This window comes from Fervidicoccaceae archaeon (assembly GCA_038734945.1).
GTDB lineage: Archaea > Thermoproteota > Thermoprotei_A > Sulfolobales > Fervidicoccaceae > ARK-14.
The window spans coordinates 262,915-279,100 of sequence record JAVYOA010000002.1; the positions used below are offsets into that span (position 1 = coordinate 262,915).

28 protein-coding genes are annotated in these 16,186 nt (G+C 44.0%); 1 reads left to right on the forward strand and 27 read right to left on the reverse strand.

All coding sequences use genetic code 11. The features are described from left to right. Positions 1–2 precede the first annotated feature (2 nt). The 27 genes from QXR92_02720 to QXR92_02850 all read right to left on the reverse strand — a co-directional run bounded on the left by QXR92_02720 (position 3) and on the right by QXR92_02850 (position 15,266). Entirely contained in the window at positions 3–641 is a 639-nt protein-coding gene (locus tag QXR92_02720; GenBank protein ID MEM0318923.1) for a 30S ribosomal protein S5, read from the reverse strand. After that, positions 631–1,242 (reverse strand): 50S ribosomal protein L18, encoded by a 612-nt coding sequence (locus QXR92_02725; protein ID MEM0318924.1) that lies wholly within the window; start codon positions 1,240–1,242, stop codon positions 631–633. Before QXR92_02725 ends, QXR92_02720 begins: the two co-directional genes overlap by 11 nt. 6 nt (positions 1,243–1,248) lie before the next feature. Further along, on the reverse strand, positions 1,249–1,704 hold the full coding sequence (locus QXR92_02730) for a 50S ribosomal protein L19e (GenBank protein ID MEM0318925.1): 456 nt from the start codon (positions 1,702–1,704) through the stop codon (positions 1,249–1,251). 1 nt (position 1,705) lies between these two features. After that, the gene (locus QXR92_02735; GenBank protein MEM0318926.1) at positions 1,706–2,089 is read right to left on the reverse strand and encodes a 50S ribosomal protein L32e; all 384 of its coding nucleotides are present in this window, start codon (positions 2,087–2,089) and stop codon (positions 1,706–1,708) included. A gap of 2 nt (positions 2,090–2,091) precedes the next feature. Continuing rightward, positions 2,092–2,634 carry a 50S ribosomal protein L6 gene (locus QXR92_02740; protein ID MEM0318927.1) on the reverse strand — a complete coding sequence of 181 codons (543 nt, stop codon included), beginning with the start codon at positions 2,632–2,634 and terminating at the stop codon, positions 2,092–2,094. Positions 2,635–2,649: 15 nt separating this feature from the next. Beyond that, complete coding sequence (locus QXR92_02745) at positions 2,650–3,051, reverse strand: 30S ribosomal protein S8 (protein MEM0318928.1); 402 nt, start codon at positions 3,049–3,051, stop codon at positions 2,650–2,652. Between the two features lie 15 nt (positions 3,052–3,066). Continuing rightward, on the reverse strand, positions 3,067–3,231 hold the full coding sequence (locus QXR92_02750; GenBank protein MEM0318929.1) for a 30S ribosomal protein S14: 165 nt from the start codon (positions 3,229–3,231) through the stop codon (positions 3,067–3,069). Between the two features lie 10 nt (positions 3,232–3,241). Continuing rightward, positions 3,242–3,814: a 50S ribosomal protein L5 gene (locus QXR92_02755; GenBank protein ID MEM0318930.1), complete on the reverse strand. Its 573-nt coding sequence runs from the start codon at positions 3,812–3,814 to the stop codon at positions 3,242–3,244. A gap of 10 nt (positions 3,815–3,824) precedes the next feature. Continuing rightward, on the reverse strand, positions 3,825–4,556 hold the full coding sequence (locus QXR92_02760; protein ID MEM0318931.1) for a 30S ribosomal protein S4e: 732 nt from the start codon (positions 4,554–4,556) through the stop codon (positions 3,825–3,827). A 5-nt stretch (positions 4,557–4,561) separates the two neighbouring features. Continuing rightward, a complete protein-coding gene (gene rplX / locus QXR92_02765) occupies positions 4,562–4,975 on the reverse strand; it encodes a 50S ribosomal protein L24 (GenBank protein MEM0318932.1) in 414 nt (137 codons plus the stop codon). Positions 4,976–4,988: 13 nt separating this feature from the next. Further along, positions 4,989–5,405, reverse strand: a complete 417-nt coding sequence (locus tag QXR92_02770; GenBank protein MEM0318933.1) for a 50S ribosomal protein L14 — start codon at positions 5,403–5,405, stop codon at positions 4,989–4,991. Positions 5,406–5,411: 6 nt separating this feature from the next. Further along, the gene (locus QXR92_02775; GenBank protein MEM0318934.1) at positions 5,412–5,753 is read right to left on the reverse strand and encodes a 30S ribosomal protein S17; all 342 of its coding nucleotides are present in this window, start codon (positions 5,751–5,753) and stop codon (positions 5,412–5,414) included. Then, positions 5,753–6,034: a ribonuclease P protein subunit gene (locus QXR92_02780; GenBank protein ID MEM0318935.1), complete on the reverse strand. Its 282-nt coding sequence runs from the start codon at positions 6,032–6,034 to the stop codon at positions 5,753–5,755. Before QXR92_02780 ends, QXR92_02775 begins: the two co-directional genes overlap by 1 nt. Continuing rightward, positions 6,031–6,243 carry a 50S ribosomal protein L29 gene (gene rpmC, locus QXR92_02785; protein MEM0318936.1) on the reverse strand — a complete coding sequence of 71 codons (213 nt, stop codon included), beginning with the start codon at positions 6,241–6,243 and terminating at the stop codon, positions 6,031–6,033. Before rpmC ends, QXR92_02780 begins: the two co-directional genes overlap by 4 nt. Then, positions 6,224–6,952 (reverse strand): 30S ribosomal protein S3, encoded by a 729-nt coding sequence (locus tag QXR92_02790; GenBank protein ID MEM0318937.1) that lies wholly within the window; start codon positions 6,950–6,952, stop codon positions 6,224–6,226. Before QXR92_02790 ends, rpmC begins: the two co-directional genes overlap by 20 nt. A 13-nt stretch (positions 6,953–6,965) precedes the next feature. Continuing rightward, positions 6,966–7,436, reverse strand: coding sequence for a 50S ribosomal protein L22 (locus tag QXR92_02795; GenBank protein ID MEM0318938.1), 471 nt, complete (start codon positions 7,434–7,436; stop codon positions 6,966–6,968). Between the two features lie 11 nt (positions 7,437–7,447). Further along, positions 7,448–7,864 carry a 30S ribosomal protein S19 gene (locus tag QXR92_02800; protein ID MEM0318939.1) on the reverse strand — a complete coding sequence of 139 codons (417 nt, stop codon included), beginning with the start codon at positions 7,862–7,864 and terminating at the stop codon, positions 7,448–7,450. Positions 7,865–8,014: 150 nt separating this feature from the next. Next, complete coding sequence (locus QXR92_02805) at positions 8,015–9,343, reverse strand: VWA domain-containing protein (GenBank protein MEM0318940.1); 1,329 nt, start codon at positions 9,341–9,343, stop codon at positions 8,015–8,017. Positions 9,344–9,350: 7 nt separating this feature from the next. Beyond that, positions 9,351–10,313 carry a MoxR family ATPase gene (locus tag QXR92_02810; GenBank protein MEM0318941.1) on the reverse strand — a complete coding sequence of 321 codons (963 nt, stop codon included), beginning with the start codon at positions 10,311–10,313 and terminating at the stop codon, positions 9,351–9,353. Positions 10,314–10,366: 53 nt separating this feature from the next. Then, on the reverse strand, positions 10,367–10,612 hold the full coding sequence (locus QXR92_02815) for a hypothetical protein (GenBank protein MEM0318942.1): 246 nt from the start codon (positions 10,610–10,612) through the stop codon (positions 10,367–10,369). 80 nt (positions 10,613–10,692) lie between these two features. Further along, a complete protein-coding gene (locus tag QXR92_02820; GenBank protein MEM0318943.1) occupies positions 10,693–11,430 on the reverse strand; it encodes a 50S ribosomal protein L2 in 738 nt (245 codons plus the stop codon). An 11-nt stretch (positions 11,431–11,441) separates the two neighbouring features. Next, positions 11,442–11,702, reverse strand: coding sequence for a 50S ribosomal protein L23 (locus QXR92_02825; GenBank protein ID MEM0318944.1), 261 nt, complete (start codon positions 11,700–11,702; stop codon positions 11,442–11,444). Further along, positions 11,695–12,513, reverse strand: a complete 819-nt coding sequence (rpl4p, locus tag QXR92_02830) for a 50S ribosomal protein L4 (protein MEM0318945.1) — start codon at positions 12,511–12,513, stop codon at positions 11,695–11,697. Before rpl4p ends, QXR92_02825 begins: the two co-directional genes overlap by 8 nt. Before the next feature lie 10 nt (positions 12,514–12,523). Continuing rightward, the gene (locus QXR92_02835) at positions 12,524–13,573 is read right to left on the reverse strand and encodes a 50S ribosomal protein L3 (protein MEM0318946.1); all 1,050 of its coding nucleotides are present in this window, start codon (positions 13,571–13,573) and stop codon (positions 12,524–12,526) included. Between the two features lie 211 nt (positions 13,574–13,784). Then, on the reverse strand, positions 13,785–14,195 hold the full coding sequence (locus tag QXR92_02840) for a Rid family detoxifying hydrolase (protein MEM0318947.1): 411 nt from the start codon (positions 14,193–14,195) through the stop codon (positions 13,785–13,787). A gap of 50 nt (positions 14,196–14,245) precedes the next feature. Continuing rightward, positions 14,246–15,097: a putative RNA uridine N3 methyltransferase gene (locus QXR92_02845; GenBank protein ID MEM0318948.1), complete on the reverse strand. Its 852-nt coding sequence runs from the start codon at positions 15,095–15,097 to the stop codon at positions 14,246–14,248. A gap of 28 nt (positions 15,098–15,125) precedes the next feature. Then, positions 15,126–15,266, reverse strand: a complete 141-nt coding sequence (locus tag QXR92_02850) for a hypothetical protein (protein ID MEM0318949.1) — start codon at positions 15,264–15,266, stop codon at positions 15,126–15,128. Between the two features lie 180 nt (positions 15,267–15,446). Between QXR92_02850 and QXR92_02855 the strand changes: the two genes are divergently transcribed. Beyond that, positions 15,447–16,172 (forward strand): DapH/DapD/GlmU-related protein, encoded by a 726-nt coding sequence (locus tag QXR92_02855; GenBank protein MEM0318950.1) that lies wholly within the window; start codon positions 15,447–15,449, stop codon positions 16,170–16,172. Positions 16,173–16,186 lie beyond the last annotated feature (14 nt).

Below are 16,186 nucleotides of genomic sequence, written 5' to 3' on the forward strand. Positions count from 1 at the left end.
CCCTACTTTCTCCAGTCCTCAACTGTAACGAACTTATATGTGTTCTTAAGAGCATTGTAGGTTGCCTTTGCGAAGTTATAAGTAGTTCTGGTCTCCCCATAAGTCCTGGACCATACGTCCTTTATCCCAGCAAGTCTCAGCACTGTTTTTGCTATATCTCCTGCTACAAGGCCTGTTCCCTTTGGGGCTGGATATAGAACTACTTCAACGCTGCCACTCCTACCAACAGTTCTGAAGGGTACGCTATGCGAGGTACCACATAGGCACTCCCAGCTTCCGCATCCCCTTCTGACCGGTACTATGTTCAATTTCGCATTTATTATTGCCTTATCAATTGAGAACCTCAGCTGCTTGGCCTTTCCTGTACCTATTCCAACGAATCCATCCCCATTTCCTATTACGACTACGGTCTTGAATCTGGACAGCTCTCCAGCATCAGTCTGCTTTTGGACAATTCCAACATCTATTACTTCATGCTGCAGGTTGGGAAGCAGATAATCGACTATTTCTGGCTCTAGAATAGGGAGGTTCTGCTCGAAGAGCTCCTTCAGATTTGTTATCTTGCCTTCCTTAACCATTTTTCCGACTTTTGTCTTTGGAACCCACTCCTCAATGGATGCTCTCTCTTCCTCAATTGACATTGCTACCACTCCCCTCCTTCTCATCAATATTTCTTAGAACTTGTTCAAAGTGTTTTGGATAATCGGAAGGGTCCAGTCCCCTCTTCAAGAGAAGGGAAAATATCCTGCTAAACTTTTCAGGCGAGGATTCCTTGAGTTCCCTCGCATATGATGCAACATGCTCTCCTTTTATTCTCTCAGTGCTTGGTAGAACTTCCTCTGAAACCGGTACTTTTAGCCCTGCATCAATTGCCCCCTTTATGACTGCGAATACTCTGCTCTCCTTCACCGGTGACCTGAGGCCAATATCTGGAATAGCTGCGGAAATTCCCCTTTTCATTGCCCGTTTTCCAAGCAGATAGCCTGTCAAATATGCTGCCATTGTTGATGCTCCAGAACCAAGCCATCCATAGGACTTGAATAGCTCTATGCTGTGCGCAGAGACCCTAACTATATCTCCTCTTGGATCGAAGTCTACTATTTTTGCCTCGATGTACTTGTTCGTTCTTCTTATAACGAGCCTACTCCTCCTTGAAAGTACCTGTATGTATCTCTTCCTGTAGTTTGTCTTTCCTTCCCTTCTTCTCCTTCTGGCTACCTTGTATCTTGCTCCTCCAACCATTTCAGCTTACCTCCTCACAGCCATTTCTTTCTCGAGGTGCATTCTGAGATCGGAGAGAGAGTTGAAGGCCCCTCCTTTTGCCAGGTTGTAATATTTTCTATACGTCTTTGCGTCAATCGCTTTCTTGTCTCTCAGATACTTCAGATATGCCCTCATTTTTCTTATCCTATTTATCCATGCCCTCTTAGGATCCTGTCTTGCCGTTTTTTTGCCCTTTCTAGAGCCGTATCCTCTCCTCTCGCTCTTGGACTTCTCTCTGAGCCTTCTCCACCTTCCTCTGCTGTTGGATTTGGGAGGAACAGCAGTTATGATCCCCCTCTTTATCAGCCTTCTAATGTCTTCAGCAGTAATTGCCGATTCGACCTCCTCCAGCTCTTCCTTCCCTGCATTAATTCTTATCCTGGATATACCAACGTTCAGAATTTCTGCAGCCATTCTCTTCTGCAGCGTGAAGTCGGTCAAGCTACTCAACCTCCTTTTCATTTGCTATTTTGAAGCCCTTCTCCCTCAGAAGTCTGGTCAGCTCCATCCTCTTCTTCTTTCCAAGCTTTCCGCTCAGATAGATGATGTGCTTCTTTGGATCCAGAGAGCTCAGCTGGGAGACATTTTCAACAACTGCAGGAAACAGCCCAGATGGATGGACACCTCTTATTATTTCTGGATTTTTATATCCTATTTCAACCGATGGAGGAAAGCCCTTGTACTTAAGTCGCATTTTGTTGTCGATTCCCTTCGGCTTTCTCCACCTATCTCTGTTCTTGAACTTTATGAGCTCGTGGAAGAGCCTCCTGTGGAATTCTGGCTTATCTTTCTTTAATCTAAGTCTAAGCACCTTGAGCTCGCTCATTCTCAACCACCTTTCTCATATATGTAAATTCCATCCATGAAGACCCTGCGATCGAATTCGCTTATTTTTGTAGCTCTCTCAATGTTGGCTGCTGTTTGACCAACCGCTTCTATGTCAATTCCCTCTACGATTACATCCTCCTTTGTGGCCTTCACTGTGACTCCAGGAAGTATCTCAGCTATTCTTGGAGACTTTTCTCCGAGAAAGTTCTTTATCAGAACTTTGTTCCCCTTCACTTCAACTGAAATTGGGAAGTGAGAGAATACAATTTTTAATTTATATACATAACCCTTTCTTACTCCCTCTATCATGTTCTTAATATGGGAGGAGACTGTTCCAACGAGCGCCTTCTTCTTTCTGTTAGCGAAATTAGCTTCAACTATGACTTTCCTGTCCTGTTGATATATCGATATTCCCAGAGCATGAGAGAAGTCTCTCTCAATCTTACCCTTCGGTCCGCTGACAATCACTTTCTTTCCCTCTATTGATACAGAGACATCCTCAGGAATATCAACAGATCTCAAAGCCCTCACTGCCTTGACCATTTTATTTTTCCCCTCCTAGTATACGTAACCTAGAATCACTCCACCAGTTCCCTTTTCCAATGCTTCTCTTGAGGACATTATGCCCATAGGAGTTGAGAGAATTAGGACCCCTATTTCTCTGGATGGAAGCTTCTTTTTTATCCATGTTGGTAAGTTGGTGAGCTCATATTTCTTTATGCTGTACCTCGGCTTGATAGCTGCAGCCCTGTTTATCCTTCCAAGCAGCTGCACTTTTACCTTGCCCTGCCTTCCATCATCTATATATTCTATCTCACCCAAATATCCCTCTCTCTGAAGGAGCCTGAGAACTTCTATGATCATTCTGGAGGCCGGGGCTATAATTGCCTCTTTCTTTGCCCTTTTTTCACTGTTAGTTATTGAATTGAGAGCATTAGCGAGTGGATCCACTACTACCATTTCTGATATCACCTCTCAACTGAACTTTCTGAAGCCCATCTCATATGCTACCTCACGGAAGCACTGCCTACATAGGTAAATATTATATCTCCTAATAACTCCTCTTCTGGAACCGCATCTCTGACATTTGATCACAGCCTTTCCGTACTTTCTTTCCCTTGGAGATACGTATTTTGTCAAAGCAAACACCTCAGACAATTCTCACACTGAATTGGGAGACCAATAGAGCTGCTGCCTCATCCTTCGTAACTCTATGTCTTCTGGGGATCCTCTTAGCCCTTTTTATCTTTCTCCTTGAAACCCTATAACCAGGCCTCTCTATTGTTATGCACACATCCATTCCAAAAACCCCTATTTCTGGATCATATCTCACTCCTGGAATGCTTATGTGCTCCTTAATTCCAAAGGATACGTTCCCGAAATCATCAAAGCTTGAATATTTTATTTTGTTCCCCACAGCGTCAAATGCTTTCTTCAGGAATGATATAGCCTTTTCGCCCTTGAGTGTAACTGCAACTCCTATATTCTCTCCTCTCCTGATTCCAAAGTCTCTAATTGTCTTCTTTGCCTTTCTGAAGCTGGGCTCCTGTCCTGTTATCTCCTTTAGAACCTGGGCAATTCTGGCAAGCCTCTCGCCTCCCTGACCAAGCCCCACGTTCACTGTTACCTTGACAATTTTTGGCTTTCGCATTGGGTTTCTCTCCCAGCTCCTGAAGATCTCCTGGAACCTCTCTTCCAATGCTTTCGAAACTGTACTGCTCATGTCAAATCACCTATTCCAGCTTAACAGCTGGAGATTCCCTCCCAACTACGTATATGTAATTAAGGCTTGTTTGAACGAGCGAGGAATCCTCTCCCCTGATTGTGACAAGGCTCATTTTCTTTCTTGCTCCCCTCTTTATCTCTACTATTTTTCCCCTTGCTCCTATGTTCTTTCCTCCTATGACGACAGCATAAGAGCCTTCAGCCAGAGGGAAGTAGTCCACCGGGCTCATCTCAGGAATTCTCACTAGCACTGTGGACAAAACTGTTGGCTGTCCATTGATTGAGAGCTCTCCTTCTCTAAAGATAATATTGCTTCCATCGAACAGATTCAGCTGGGTCAACCCTCCTCTTACAGTTGTCTTGTTCTCTATTCTCAGCGGCTTTAGCCTGGATTCTTCCTCATTTATTTCCACGGGTTTCAGGAAAATTCTCTCATCTGGAACTAGACGGTAGAACTTCTTCACCGGAACTACTTCGATGACATCCATAACTCCCACGGGAAAGCTGAAGTCCCTTCTCACTCTCCCATCAACCTTTATGAGCCCTCTGGAAAGTGCTTTTCTGACCTCTTTTCCGGTTAGAGCTAGCTTCAAAACATCCCTTATTAAAACTCCCAGTGGAATTGCCCTCTCAATTGGATGGGGTCCAGGGCTTGGCTTAGCTACCCAGTGCCTTCCTTTTACACTTATTGGCCAGAAAGTTGGAGCCTCGTAGCTCCTCAGATGCTTACTTCCACCCATTCTGGTCACTGCTTCTCCCCCTCCTCCTTTGTCTCTTCTGCCTCAACGGCCTTTCCGCTCCTCTTCTCAATTATCTTCCTTCTCTCCTTGTCTTTCAGATCAAGCTTCGTTATGATTACCTTGCTGGCATGGATTGGTATGAATGAGGGTGTTCCACTTGCCTTCTCTCTTGTAAGTCCCTCAATAAAGATCCATCCCCTCTCTCTATTGACCCTGGTAACTTTTCCTTCCTTGCCTCTGTTGTCCCCCCTCACAACCTTGACTGTATCTCCAACTTTAACAGGCATATTTCTGACACCATACTTCTCTCTGAGCTCCTTCGAGAGAGGAGCGGTTACTAGTCTATTCCTCAAGTGAAGGGGCATGTTAAACAGCGCTTTTCTTTGCTTTTTCGGTTGAATGCTTTTAGTGATCGACATTTCCACGTTCACCTCACACTATTATGGATGCCATGTTAGCTATCCTAGGCCATCTCTCAACAGCTTCTCTAGCAACTGGACCTCTAATTTCGCTTCCCTTCAGTGTTCCTTCTGGGGTTATTATTACAACTGCATTGTCCTCAAAGCTAACCCATGTGCCATCGCTTCTCCTATAGGGTCTCCTCTGTCGTATAACTACAGCAGGAAGGACCTGCTTTCTCATCTCTGGTATTCCTTTCTTAACTGAGACGATCACCTTATCTCCTACTCCAGCCTGAGGGACTCTTCTCAATCTCCCCCTGTAGCCGGGAACTCCTATTATCATTGCCACTCTTGCTCCGCTGTTATCTGATACATTTACATATGAGCCTACCTGCAGGCCTTGTGCTACTTTTATTCCAGAGAGGGCAACTGCTCCTCTTTTGACCATGTATTTTCACCTCACCTTTCCAAGCACAACGAAGGATACAGTTTTGCTGATGGGCCTTGTTTCTCCGATTAGAACCTTGTCTCCTACCTTGACTTCCACGCATGGAGGCAAATGAGCGTGAATCTTGCTCCTTCTCCTCTCGTATCTTCTGTACTTTCTATCGAAAATCATGTAGTTGTGCTCTATCACAACTGTTCCATCCATCTTGTCCGAACTTATCACTCCCTCTATAACGAGTCCCCTGACCTTTATAGTTCCATGAAATGGGCAATTGGGATCCTCGCATTTCTTCGAGGGGATCTGAATGCCCTCAATGCCAGGATTCTTCTCCTCCTTTTTTCTAGGCATCAAAGCCACCTCTTTCCCGTTCTTAAGATTTCCTTTGTTCTCTCCTCGGGTCTGCCGAGGATATCAATACCGGATATTACTCTCTCGTCTTTTCTTCCTGGATTGATTCTCAAAACTATGTTCCACTTCAACAGCTTCAACTCCTTTCCTTTTTCAATTAGTATGATTGTGTTCTTGGTCTCTCCAGCAATTATTCCTCTTCTCTTGTTCAGAGATGGATCTGCTGAGCTCATGACCTCTGCCTCTGCTCCCAAAATTTCCGAATATGTGGGAAGTCTCACTTGCCTTCACCCTGCTTTTTTCTTTCCTCAGACTCTATGGTCAGTATTCTGGCTAGGGTCTTTCTAAGTGGTCTTATCTTTCCAGGATTATCGATAGTCCCTATGTGTGCTTGCATAACCAGCTTCATCAGCTCAACCCTAATTTCGTTGAGCTTCTCCTTTCTCTGCTCCGGGGTCATCTTCCTTATCTCATCCGGACTGAGGCTCACTGCTGTTCACCTCCTGCTGCTCTTCAGCTGGCTCTTCCTTCTTCTCTTCCTTAGGCTTGGCCTCAACTTCCTCCTTCTTCTGAATGAATTCCTGCAAATTTATACCAGCTTCCTCTGGAGTGCGTATAAGCAAGGTATCCTTCGTTCTCTGCGGCTTCACTATTATGACCTTCACACCATAAATTCCAGGCTTGAGAAGGGCATGAGCAACTGCTTTGTCAACGATATAAGTTACCTGTTCACCAGTCTTGTAAATTTTCCCCGCCCTGAACTTCTCGTATCTGGCTCTCTCGCTTGTTATTTTTCCGCTTATTATTATTTCCGCTCCTATTGCTCCAGCACTCATTATTCTCTTCAATGCCGCGAAGGCAAGCCTTCTAAAATGAAAGCCCCTCTCCAGCGATACGGCCAATCTAAAGGCAACAACTCTCGCATCCAGGTCAGGATTTTCGACTGGCATTACAGTTATTTGAGGATTCTCCAAGCCAAAATAATTTTCAAAAATTGTGGAGAGATTCTTTATTGTTTGGCCCCTTCTCCCAATTATGAGAGCGGGTCTTTCTACCTTTATTACTACTCTGGTACCCAGAGGAGTCCTGTACACATCGACTCCCGAATATCCTGCTCTATAGAATTGTCTTGCCAGGTATTCGTCAACTTTAACAAGAGACATTGACTTCTCGATGAAATATCTCTTCACGTTTACCATAACCTTCTCACCTTCATGCCTCCTTAACTACTATTTCTATATTGGAGTGTCTTCTGTACTTTGGGGTTGATCTCCCAAAAGCTCTTGGCATGTACCTCTTCAGAACGAAGCCCTTCTTGACAGAGATGTGAATTATTCTGAGCTTCTCGACATCTAGATCCTTTCCCTCTGCATTCGCCTCAGCGTTCCTTATGAGCTTCAACAGTATCTTGGCTGCCTTCACTGGGTATTTTCCCATTGGGATCCCCCATCTATCACTCAAACCGCTCTTGTGGGGTATCTTTTTGTTATGAGTCCAGTTTGGAACAGGCTCCTCCAACCTGATTACCTTCTCCAGGAACTTCTTCGCATCTTCTGTCCTCATTCCCTTTATAGCATTAGCTAGGTTGATTACCTTCTTGGGGCTTATCGGCGCATCCCTTGCCACAGCCTTAGCAATAGAGCGCTCATCCTCAAACTTAACACTGTATCTCCATGCTCCCATTGATATCTACCTCACTTGAGAGCAGTGAACATGGAGCTCCTTGTTGCCTTAAGGCCAGGCTCTCCATGCTTTACTGATTTGGTTGTTGGAGAGAACTCTCCAAGCCTTTTTCCTATCATTTCTGGAGTGATCCTGACTGGAACAAATTCCTTTCCATTGTAGATAGCTATGGTTAGACCAAGCATTTCAGGTAAGATTATCATGCTCCTCTGATGAGTTCGGATTATCTTCTTTGAGGTCCTTCGAGCTTTTCTTATTTTCTGAAGGAGCTTGATCTGCTGGGGGGTGAATCCCCTTATAATGCTCCTCCTTTCTCTCGATGGAAATAGCTTCACTAAATCATCCATTGGAACATCGATGAGCTTATCTATAGTATACCCTCTATACCTTATTCCTTTCCACTCGCTATCTATCTCTATGTTGCTCATACCATACTTCCCTTCTGAATTTTTTGGATTAAGCTTGAGGTCCAATAGGACCAGTGCAAGTTTAAACTCGCGTAAAAACGTTATTGATTCCCGGTTTATAAGTCTGACCTTGAAGCTATATATGGTTGATAGTATAGGATTCCTGCAGCATTAAAGATAAGCTTGAACCTCAGCATCAAGAACTTCCTTGAGCTCATTAACGTGTTTTTCCGTTGTATAAACAAATATCTTAATGTTCTTTCTCCTTAACCTATTTATCACATGCACATAGGATTCGTCTGCAACGGTTTGCTCCATGTCGCTCACAATTATCAGATTGTCTCCAGGCTTCAGCGCAGCCTCAACCTTTCTCAGGGCCCTTGAAATATTAGTGTATCCAGATGTGCCGGCAGCGATTATCTCCTCTATTAAATGCAGCTTGGAATGCCATTTTTTCATTGATATTTGCTTTACATCCTCATCGAAGAGATAGATTCTCTTCAATGTATCGTATAGAGAAGCTACGAGGGCCACAGCCTTACCATAATGTTTTCTCATGCTATCGCTCTTGTCAATCAGAAGAACTGCCTCCTTCTTTCTTATCCTGCCAATGTATACGGGCACTGGATAATTATTTCTCATTGTCAAGTAGACTGTCCTTCTGACATCGAACCTGGACTTTCTCTGAACGCTTCTTATTTTTCTTCCTCTCTCGCTTTTTTGTCTAGCACTATTCATCATGCTGTACGCTATTTGCTCTGCCAGCGATCTTTTGCCCTTCATAATCAGGTACTTTATGACATCTGCTGTGAACTCCTCTCCCATTTCTCTTGAAAGCACTGAGAGAGCCCAAGGAAGCTCTGGATTATATGCTAATTTCCCAATAGTTCTCTCAATAAACGAATACCTGTTCCCCAGGGATCTACCCTCCTCGCTCTCATAGGATCCCTTTCTCTTCTGGGATGCTCTTGCTATATGATCTTTCAGAAGTTCAAGATAAGCCTCGTTTCCAGTTCTATAGTAATTTCTGAGCATTTCTATCTTTCTGTATATATTCAACTTCTCGAAGTTCTCTATGGTATCCAGCTTCATTCTCTTCAACTTCTTGAAACTCATCTTTTCCATATCTTTCCAGGTAAGCTCATACCCTTCAGTTCTTCTCCTTTCTGTTGTTTTCCTCCTTTCCTTCCTCTCCCTTTTTTCATGTGGCGCTTCCTTTTTTTGCTCTTCAATTTTCCTCTTGTATGGAGAGCCTCTGAGGACTTTCTCCAGCTTCTCGACGTCCTCCTGCCTTTTAGCAAAGACGCTGAGCAGAACCTTTGAGAGGGGAAAATAGTTGTAGTGAGTTAGCATCCTCGCTGTTCTATATAATCTTATAGCTTTCTCAATCTCCCCCGAGCTAATTTTTGCTCCCATCTCTCTCATAGCATGTGCTATTCTGACTATCTTCTCTATTTCCTCATCATCATTGAATGAAAGATCCTCTCTTGCTGAGGTCATAGCTCAGCTATACCCTCCTTTCCAAATGCATTTTCACTATCTCCATTATGATGCTCTCTTCTTCTGGTCTCTTCACAAGGGTAGCCTTAGCTCCATCTATTAGATCCTCGCTCCTAACCTTCTCGTGGTTTCTCAGTTGAGCTATCCTGGCACTTATTCCCATCCATCTGACGCTATCGGCTACTCCAGGTCTGTAGAGAAGGTCGGTTTTCCTTATTTCCTCTATAGCTCTGAGCGCTGCTAACACTGTATCCTCATCATACAGATCAACAGCTCTTCCAAGCCTCAGTTTCAATATCTCTAGCTCTTTGTTCAAGGTAGGATATCCGAAGGTTATCCTGACTACCCTGCGCATAAATGCATCGCTGAGCTCATTTTGAGCAAGATCCTCTGGATTGCTTGTAAATATTATTTGAAATCCCTCTCCAGTAGCTCTGTAGACTTTCTTCAACTCAGGGATGATTATTCGCCTTTTGTCTATGATGTCTAGAAGCAAATTTTGGAACTCCTCGCTGCTTCTCCTAATTTCATCAATCAGTATGCCGCTGTCCAAGATTAGAGAAGCTAGAAGAGGTCTGGGGACAAAGGAGTTCTCGTTGAAACCTTCTTTGTATGCTCTGAGTGGATGGAAATCGCCAATAACTCTATATTCATCGTAGTTCTCACTGCATGGCAGCACGAAAGCCCTTCTGCCTGCCCATAGCGTTAGCAGTGCCTCTCCTATTTCCGTCTTTCCGGTACCCGGAGGACCTTCAAACAGAACTGGAAAACCCTCAATGAAAGAGGAAAAGACGAGCGTTATTACATCCTCATCCACCAGCAATTTGTACTTCTCTCTCAGAACCCTGGCTGCTTCTCTGGGATTTCGTACGCTGGGCATCCTCTCATATGCCTTGTCATAAATTTCATAAACTTTTTCCACTATGGAGTCCTGAGTCTCTATGGACTCTTCCTCCATTTTTTCGGTCATTTTTTCCACTTTCTCAACGATCTGGAGAACTGCTTCAAGATAAAAAATTGAGTTCAAACGTTAATATAATCTACTTTGATACCTCTCTCCTTTCCGATAATTGAGCTAACAATTTCCACTATTTTTTTCTCCAGGCCTGGTTCCAATGACTCTCCTTTAAATTCTATGTATCTGAATTCCTTCACGAAAGATCTGTGCTCAATAGGCTCCATCCCCATCAGATTGGATAGAATTTCCTTTATTTTGTTGTGCTCGTCATCATAGAATGTCGTATAGAAAATTCTGTAAGCCTTCGTCAAAGATAATCACCTGCGGTCTCAGTTTGCACCCCTCATCAATGGGACCTCAGCAAATGTAGTGCGATCATTCCGCAGAGGGGCTATTGAGTTCTCTGGACTTTTCCTTTTCTTCTTCCCGTTCTTCTAGCAGCTATATGCCCTACTTTTCTTCCTGGCGGCGCTCTTCTTGAGACTGTTGTAGGTTTGCTCTCAGATTGGTGGCTTCCTCCTCCAAAAGGATGAGAAACCACGTTCATAGCAACTCCTCTGACCTTAGGCCACGGTCTGGATTTTGCCTTCCATTTGTAATAGGCATTTCCAGCCTTCATGAGAGGCTTCTCTATTCTTCCTCCTCCTGCTGCTACTCCAATCGTTGCCCTCGAACGAATGTCTATCTCCTTGATTTTTCCGCTGGGAAGTACCACTGTTGCCGTAGCTAGGCTCTTTCCCGTAATCTGAGCATATCCCCCTCCAACTCTCACCAGCTTTCCACCATCTCCAGGCTTGAGCTCAATATTGAAGATCTGCGTACCCTCCGGAATCGACGAGAGAGGAAGTATGTTTCCGTTAGCGACCTTCGCCTGTGGACCTATTTCAATGATCTGCCCTACATAGCTACCTTCCGATGCTGGAGAGTAGAAGACCTCCCCGTTCTCCAACTTTATTTCTGCTAGAGGCGTCCAGCGTCCAGGGTCATGAACTATATTTGTTATGATGCCCCGAAATGTCCTATCCAACGGAAGCTCGGGATACCTAGCTGGAGCAACTCTAAGATGAGTTGGAGCTCTGAATGTGGGGGATCCCCTTCCTTCCCTCTGTGATAGAATCTTTTTTCCCACTCTTTCTCACCTCACAGGAGACCAAGCCTTGTTGCTATTTCCTCTGCATTGAATTCGGGATGTAGCTTTATGAATGCCCTCTTCTCTCCCCTCATTGTTATCAGTGTCCTAACTTTTTCCACTCTCACTCCGAATCTCCTCTCGAACTCTTCCTTTATTTGGAGCTTCGTAGCATTTCTCTGCACAACGAAAAGCAGAGTATTGTATTTCTCTATATAGTTAATTGCCTTTTCAGTATGCACCGGATAAAGCAGAACCTGCTCACTACTCACTCTTTATCACCACCAAGCCTGAGAATCTTTTGTTCAGCTCCTCCAAAGCTCCATTGCTTATGACTGTAAGTCTTCCTGGAACTCCTCCAGGAGCTAGCATGGCTACAGAAACATCTCTCGCATTAGAGACATCCACACCGGGGAAGTTCCTGACGGCTCTAGCAAATGGGCTATTTGCTGACTTTAAAATGAACAGAACGCTTCTGGGCTCGACGTATCTTCTTCCTCTCATCTTCCCCTTTCCTGCCCTTATCCTCGTCCTTTCATATGATCTCTCTATATCTTCCCATACTCCAATTTTCCTCAGAAATTCCCTTGCAAGCAGAGCCCTGTTGATATTCGATTCTACATCGTCCTCAACTATGATTGGTAGGCTGTCTCCGTGATAAATGTGTCCTCTTTTGAGAACAAGCTCCTTGTAAGATGTAGCAGCCAGAGCTGAAGCTGTAGCCAATCTTTTTTCCTTCTTGTTTATTTCCTCATGTATCTTCTCTTCCACCCTGGGAGGATGCGCTAGCCTCCCTCCAACGGTCATATTGGCCAATGCTCCAATGGAGGTATCTGGAATTCTAGGAACTCTTGCTAGTCCCCTCCCTACCCCAAGACTTACTGCTGGCGTTCTCTTTCCAGCCATTGGATCCCTACCCTTTGGCTGAAGTCCTGCTGTGAACTCTGATAGAAATGCTCTTTTCACCAGATCCTTCCTCACCGGGATGCTGAAGATTGAGGGCAATGTAATGTTCCCCTTGGCTTCTCCTGAAGAAGAGAAGAGAATGGTTTGTTTGGGCAGTGGTTTAATTATTAGTACCATTCGGCATCACCTATATCTCTCCAATTCCATGTATGTATGTTATCCTTGGAGCACCTTCCGGAACAAATGGAGCAGGCCTAATAGGATATCTCAAAATAATAGGTCTCTTTCTTGGTCCTGGGACGCTTCCTGCAAGAATGACGAAGTCGCTCTTTATTAAGCCATATTTGTGCCATCCGCCAGGAACATTGAACTTCTTCAGCAGTTCCTCTCCATGCTTTGAAACATCTCCTATATAGATTATCCTCTTATTGTAGTCAACTCTTTGATGGAATCCCATCTGCCCTGCCTGAGGAGCTGTTGAGACAGAACCGAATCCTGGTCCTCTTGCTCCTATCTTCCTTGCAGCCTTTCTGTGCTTGTGCCATCTTGGAAGCACTTTTATGCCAAACCTCTTCACTGGTCCCTGGAATCCCTTGCCTTTTGTTATCCCAATGACGTCGACAAAGCTACCATTACTGAATATCTCCGATACGGTAAATTTCCTGCCAAGAGATGATGTGGCGAACTCGAGCTGTTTCTTTATATCTGTTCCTGAGAGGGCAACCTCAATTAGCTCAGGTTTCTTCTTTGATATCCCTCCAGCAAGCATGGGTTGAGAGAGCATTAGGGCTCTCAGCTCAACTATTCTCTCAAGCGATGACTCTATTTCCTCGAGCTTCTTTGAGGAGCTTTCCTTGCCTGGGTTGAATCTCTTTATTAGCCTTTCTATGTTTGCAGAGGAAAGGACTGAGCTATCAGCCCACACATCTGTGAATGGTTGCTTTCCATGGTTAGTGTCAAATTCATATGCTCTAAATCCTGCAAGAATCATTGGAGGAGTTTCCAGTATTGTTACTGGCATGAATATTTGCTTCCCATATGTCAGAGATGTTCTTCTATCATCTATTATCATGGAGTGAGTCATTCCCACTTTATATCCAAGGAACCCTACAGGGAATATTTTTTCATGTGATACTGTTGGCCAGCTTCTCACCCTGCCTAGGATTCCCTCAGCTCTCTTTCTCGGCCTTACTGCCAGGCTACCCCTTCGTGGGGCACTCTTCTTTCTATGTCCCATGGTTCACCATCTGCCGAGAGTAGCCCGGATCCCATTTCTTTTTCCCGGGTCTCTCTCCAAGCTGTTTCTAAAGAGAAGTTTATAAAAGCTTCGATGGTTGTGTTGCTTCGAGACAAGAATGACAAAACCATTATTATAAAACATCAACGAAATAAACACATCACTTAACTTTATTAATGATCCTTCTCTCTTTTTAGCATTCAGTTCATTTCTATTTCTTGATGAGCGCTACAGCTTCTATTTCCACCTCGAAGTTCTTCGGTGGTTTCGCACTTACAACCGATCTAGCTGGCTTGTGCTCTCCCATTATCTCTGAATAGGCTTTGTTGAAAGCATCAAAATTTGAAATGTCGCTGAGAAATACAGTGACTTTCACTATGTCCTCGAGTCTGCCTCCAGCCGCCTCAACTACTGCTTTCACGTTAAGTAGGCACCTCCTTGTCTGCTCTTCTATATTTCCACTAATTGGCTGCCCAGTTTGGGGATCGATGGGAACCATTCCGGAAATAAATAGCAGACTGCATGCCTTACCATCATTGCAACTCAAATTATCAATTAGAATGCCCTGCGAATAGGGGCCTATTGGTTTTGGGGCATCCTTTGTATATACTACTTTAATCATGGTCTCACCAATACTATCTTCAAGTTTCTAAATATAAATTACCCTATTTATCATTGAGAAAACTTCAAGATGGAAACAACTGATAGAACTATTGGAATCGCTTCCTCTGTCCTCACAGTTCTTGTACCTTGATTCATCACGAAATTATATATTCCATTGAAGTATTCGTTTACATCTATAGAAAGCTCCTTTGCTATATCATACAGCCCCCTGTATGGCTCTCCGAAAACCAGTGTAATTTTCCATCCGCTTGTTCTCATGATCTCGCTAACTCTGCGGAGATTCTCCCATATCGGTTCGCCCAACCGTGAAGTTCCAATGACCGCCCTGGTTCCAGCTACTCGCTTCAAATATGAGTGAAGATAGCCAACGTTTTTGACTTCATAACCAATCCATTCATCAGAAGACTCTATTCTTTCGACCTTGAGAGGATGAGCTGAGGTCACCCTAAAAAGGAAAACATCCCCCACCTTAATTCTGTTAGTTTCACTGGCTTCCACCCAAGTTGGAGCTCTGAGGCCAATATCAACCAGGATCCTCCCCCTTTCAACTTTTTCAACTAAACCTTCCCTAAGCTCTCCTTCTCTAGGGCTTGGCTTGACGGTGTGGGTTGGTGACTGCAAGGGATAAGCGAGACCAAGGTATTTCAGTTCCTTTCTTTTTCCATAAATTTTCCTCCTCAGATAGGGAGGAGTCCTAAAAACATTCAAGAGAAGGGCGAATCTTTTACTGGGTTCAAAGCACTCTTTCTTCCTCCTGCTCCTATAGAGAAGGATGCGTGATACCCTGAATATCGAGGCATATCTGGCTATGATATTTGCTTTTATTGTTTCCCTAAGAATATCAGGCTCATTCTCCAATGTGCAGTATGGGAGAAGAAGCTCAATATCTATGGGAAACACACCACCTAAGAAAAGGTATCATGAAATGTCATGAGGATTTCTTGGTCTGACCTCCTCCTTTCTTCGCACCTTTCTTTGCCTTTTCCTCTGCACTGGTCTCGGACTTTTGTGCCCTCTCTCCTGCGCTGGAAACTCCCATGAACAGAGTTGTTCTCTGCCTTCCTCCCATCTCAAACAACCTCAATACTGTTTTTAACTTCAGAGTTAATTTAAATTTTGGGGGCGATGAGCTATTTGCCGAGTGCCAACAGAGGGATGACGAGAGAAGCTGAGCGATGCCCCCTTTACTGAACCAAATCATGCAGTTTTATATAACAATGAGATAATTGAAAATAAGCGGTGCATATTCATGAGCTCAGAGCATCATAGAAGAATTTCTCCACTAGCTAAAATTGGAGCTGGAGCTATCATAAAGGAAAATGCAGTAATAATTGGAAAATCAACAATTGGGGCGAGAAGCTATGTAGATTCCGATGTGATTGTAGGATACCCAGTAAGAAGGAGAATAAAGGACATGCAGGCAGGCAATATTTTCGATTTTGAGACGGATGGAAGCTATGTAGGAGAAGAATGCTTAATCAGAAGCTTCTCTGTTATCTATGAAAGAGTTAAGATTGGCAACAGAGTTGAGACAGGACACAGAGTTTTGATAAGAGAAGACACAGAGATAGGTGATAATAGCATAGTAGGAACTGACACGGTCATCGATGGTAGAGTTAAAATTGGAGAAAGGGCAAGAATTGAAACAGGCGTTTATATTCCTCCTCTGACAATCATAGGAAGAAACGTCTTTCTTGGGCCAAGAGTTGTATTTACGAATGACAAATATCCTGTAAGTACAAAATGGATAGGGGTTGTGGTTGAAGACGATGTTGCTATAGGAGCTAACTCCACAATCATAGCAGGTGTTAGGATAGGAAGAGGATCTGTTGTTGCATCAGGAGCAGTTGTGACCAAGGATGTTCCTCCCAACGTCGTTGTTGCCGGTATTCCAGCAAGGATTATTTCCAGTAGAGATGAGTACGAGAGGAAGAAGAAGGAATATGAGAGCTCACCAATCGGGATGAAAATATAGGAAAATCATGCTAG

Coding starts and splice junctions, on each gene's coding strand:
- QXR92_02720 (MEM0318923.1), bottom strand. CDS start 641: ATGTCAATTGAGGAAGAGAGAGCATCCATTGAGGAGTGGGTTCCAAAG.
- QXR92_02725 (MEM0318924.1), bottom strand. CDS start 1,242: ATGGTTGGAGGAGCAAGATACAAGGTAGCCAGAAGGAGAAGAAGGGAA.
- QXR92_02735 (MEM0318926.1), bottom strand. CDS start 2,089: ATGAGCGAGCTCAAGGTGCTTAGACTTAGATTAAAGAAAGATAAGCCA.
- QXR92_02740 (MEM0318927.1), bottom strand. CDS start 2,634: ATGGTCAAGGCAGTGAGGGCTTTGAGATCTGTTGATATTCCTGAGGAT.
- QXR92_02745 (MEM0318928.1), bottom strand. CDS start 3,051: ATGGTAGTAGTGGATCCACTCGCTAATGCTCTCAATTCAATAACTAAC.
- QXR92_02755 (MEM0318930.1), bottom strand. CDS start 3,814: ATGAGCAGTACAGTTTCGAAAGCATTGGAAGAGAGGTTCCAGGAGATC.
- QXR92_02760 (MEM0318931.1), bottom strand. CDS start 4,556: ATGGGTGGAAGTAAGCATCTGAGGAGCTACGAGGCTCCAACTTTCTGG.
- rplX (MEM0318932.1), bottom strand. CDS start 4,975: ATGTCGATCACTAAAAGCATTCAACCGAAAAAGCAAAGAAAAGCGCTG.
- QXR92_02770 (MEM0318933.1), bottom strand. CDS start 5,405: ATGGTCAAAAGAGGAGCAGTTGCCCTCTCTGGAATAAAAGTAGCACAA.
- QXR92_02775 (MEM0318934.1), bottom strand. CDS start 5,753: ATGCCTAGAAAAAAGGAGGAGAAGAATCCTGGCATTGAGGGCATTCAG.
- QXR92_02790 (MEM0318937.1), bottom strand. CDS start 6,952: ATGGTAAACGTGAAGAGATATTTCATCGAGAAGTCAATGTCTCTTGTT.
- QXR92_02795 (MEM0318938.1), bottom strand. CDS start 7,436: ATGGGAGCATGGAGATACAGTGTTAAGTTTGAGGATGAGCGCTCTATT.
- QXR92_02800 (MEM0318939.1), bottom strand. CDS start 7,864: ATGAGCAACATAGAGATAGATAGCGAGTGGAAAGGAATAAGGTATAGA.
- QXR92_02805 (MEM0318940.1), bottom strand. CDS start 9,343: ATGACCTCAGCAAGAGAGGATCTTTCATTCAATGATGATGAGGAAATA.
- QXR92_02810 (MEM0318941.1), bottom strand. CDS start 10,313: ATGACCGAAAAAATGGAGGAAGAGTCCATAGAGACTCAGGACTCCATA.
- rpl4p (MEM0318945.1), bottom strand. CDS start 12,513: ATGGTACTAATAATTAAACCACTGCCCAAACAAACCATTCTCTTCTCT.
- QXR92_02835 (MEM0318946.1), bottom strand. CDS start 13,573: ATGGGACATAGAAAGAAGAGTGCCCCACGAAGGGGTAGCCTGGCAGTA.
- QXR92_02840 (MEM0318947.1), bottom strand. CDS start 14,195: ATGATTAAAGTAGTATATACAAAGGATGCCCCAAAACCAATAGGCCCC.
- QXR92_02850 (MEM0318949.1), bottom strand. CDS start 15,266: ATGGGAGGAAGGCAGAGAACAACTCTGTTCATGGGAGTTTCCAGCGCA.
- QXR92_02855 (MEM0318950.1), top strand. CDS start 15,447: ATGAGCTCAGAGCATCATAGAAGAATTTCTCCACTAGCTAAAATTGGA.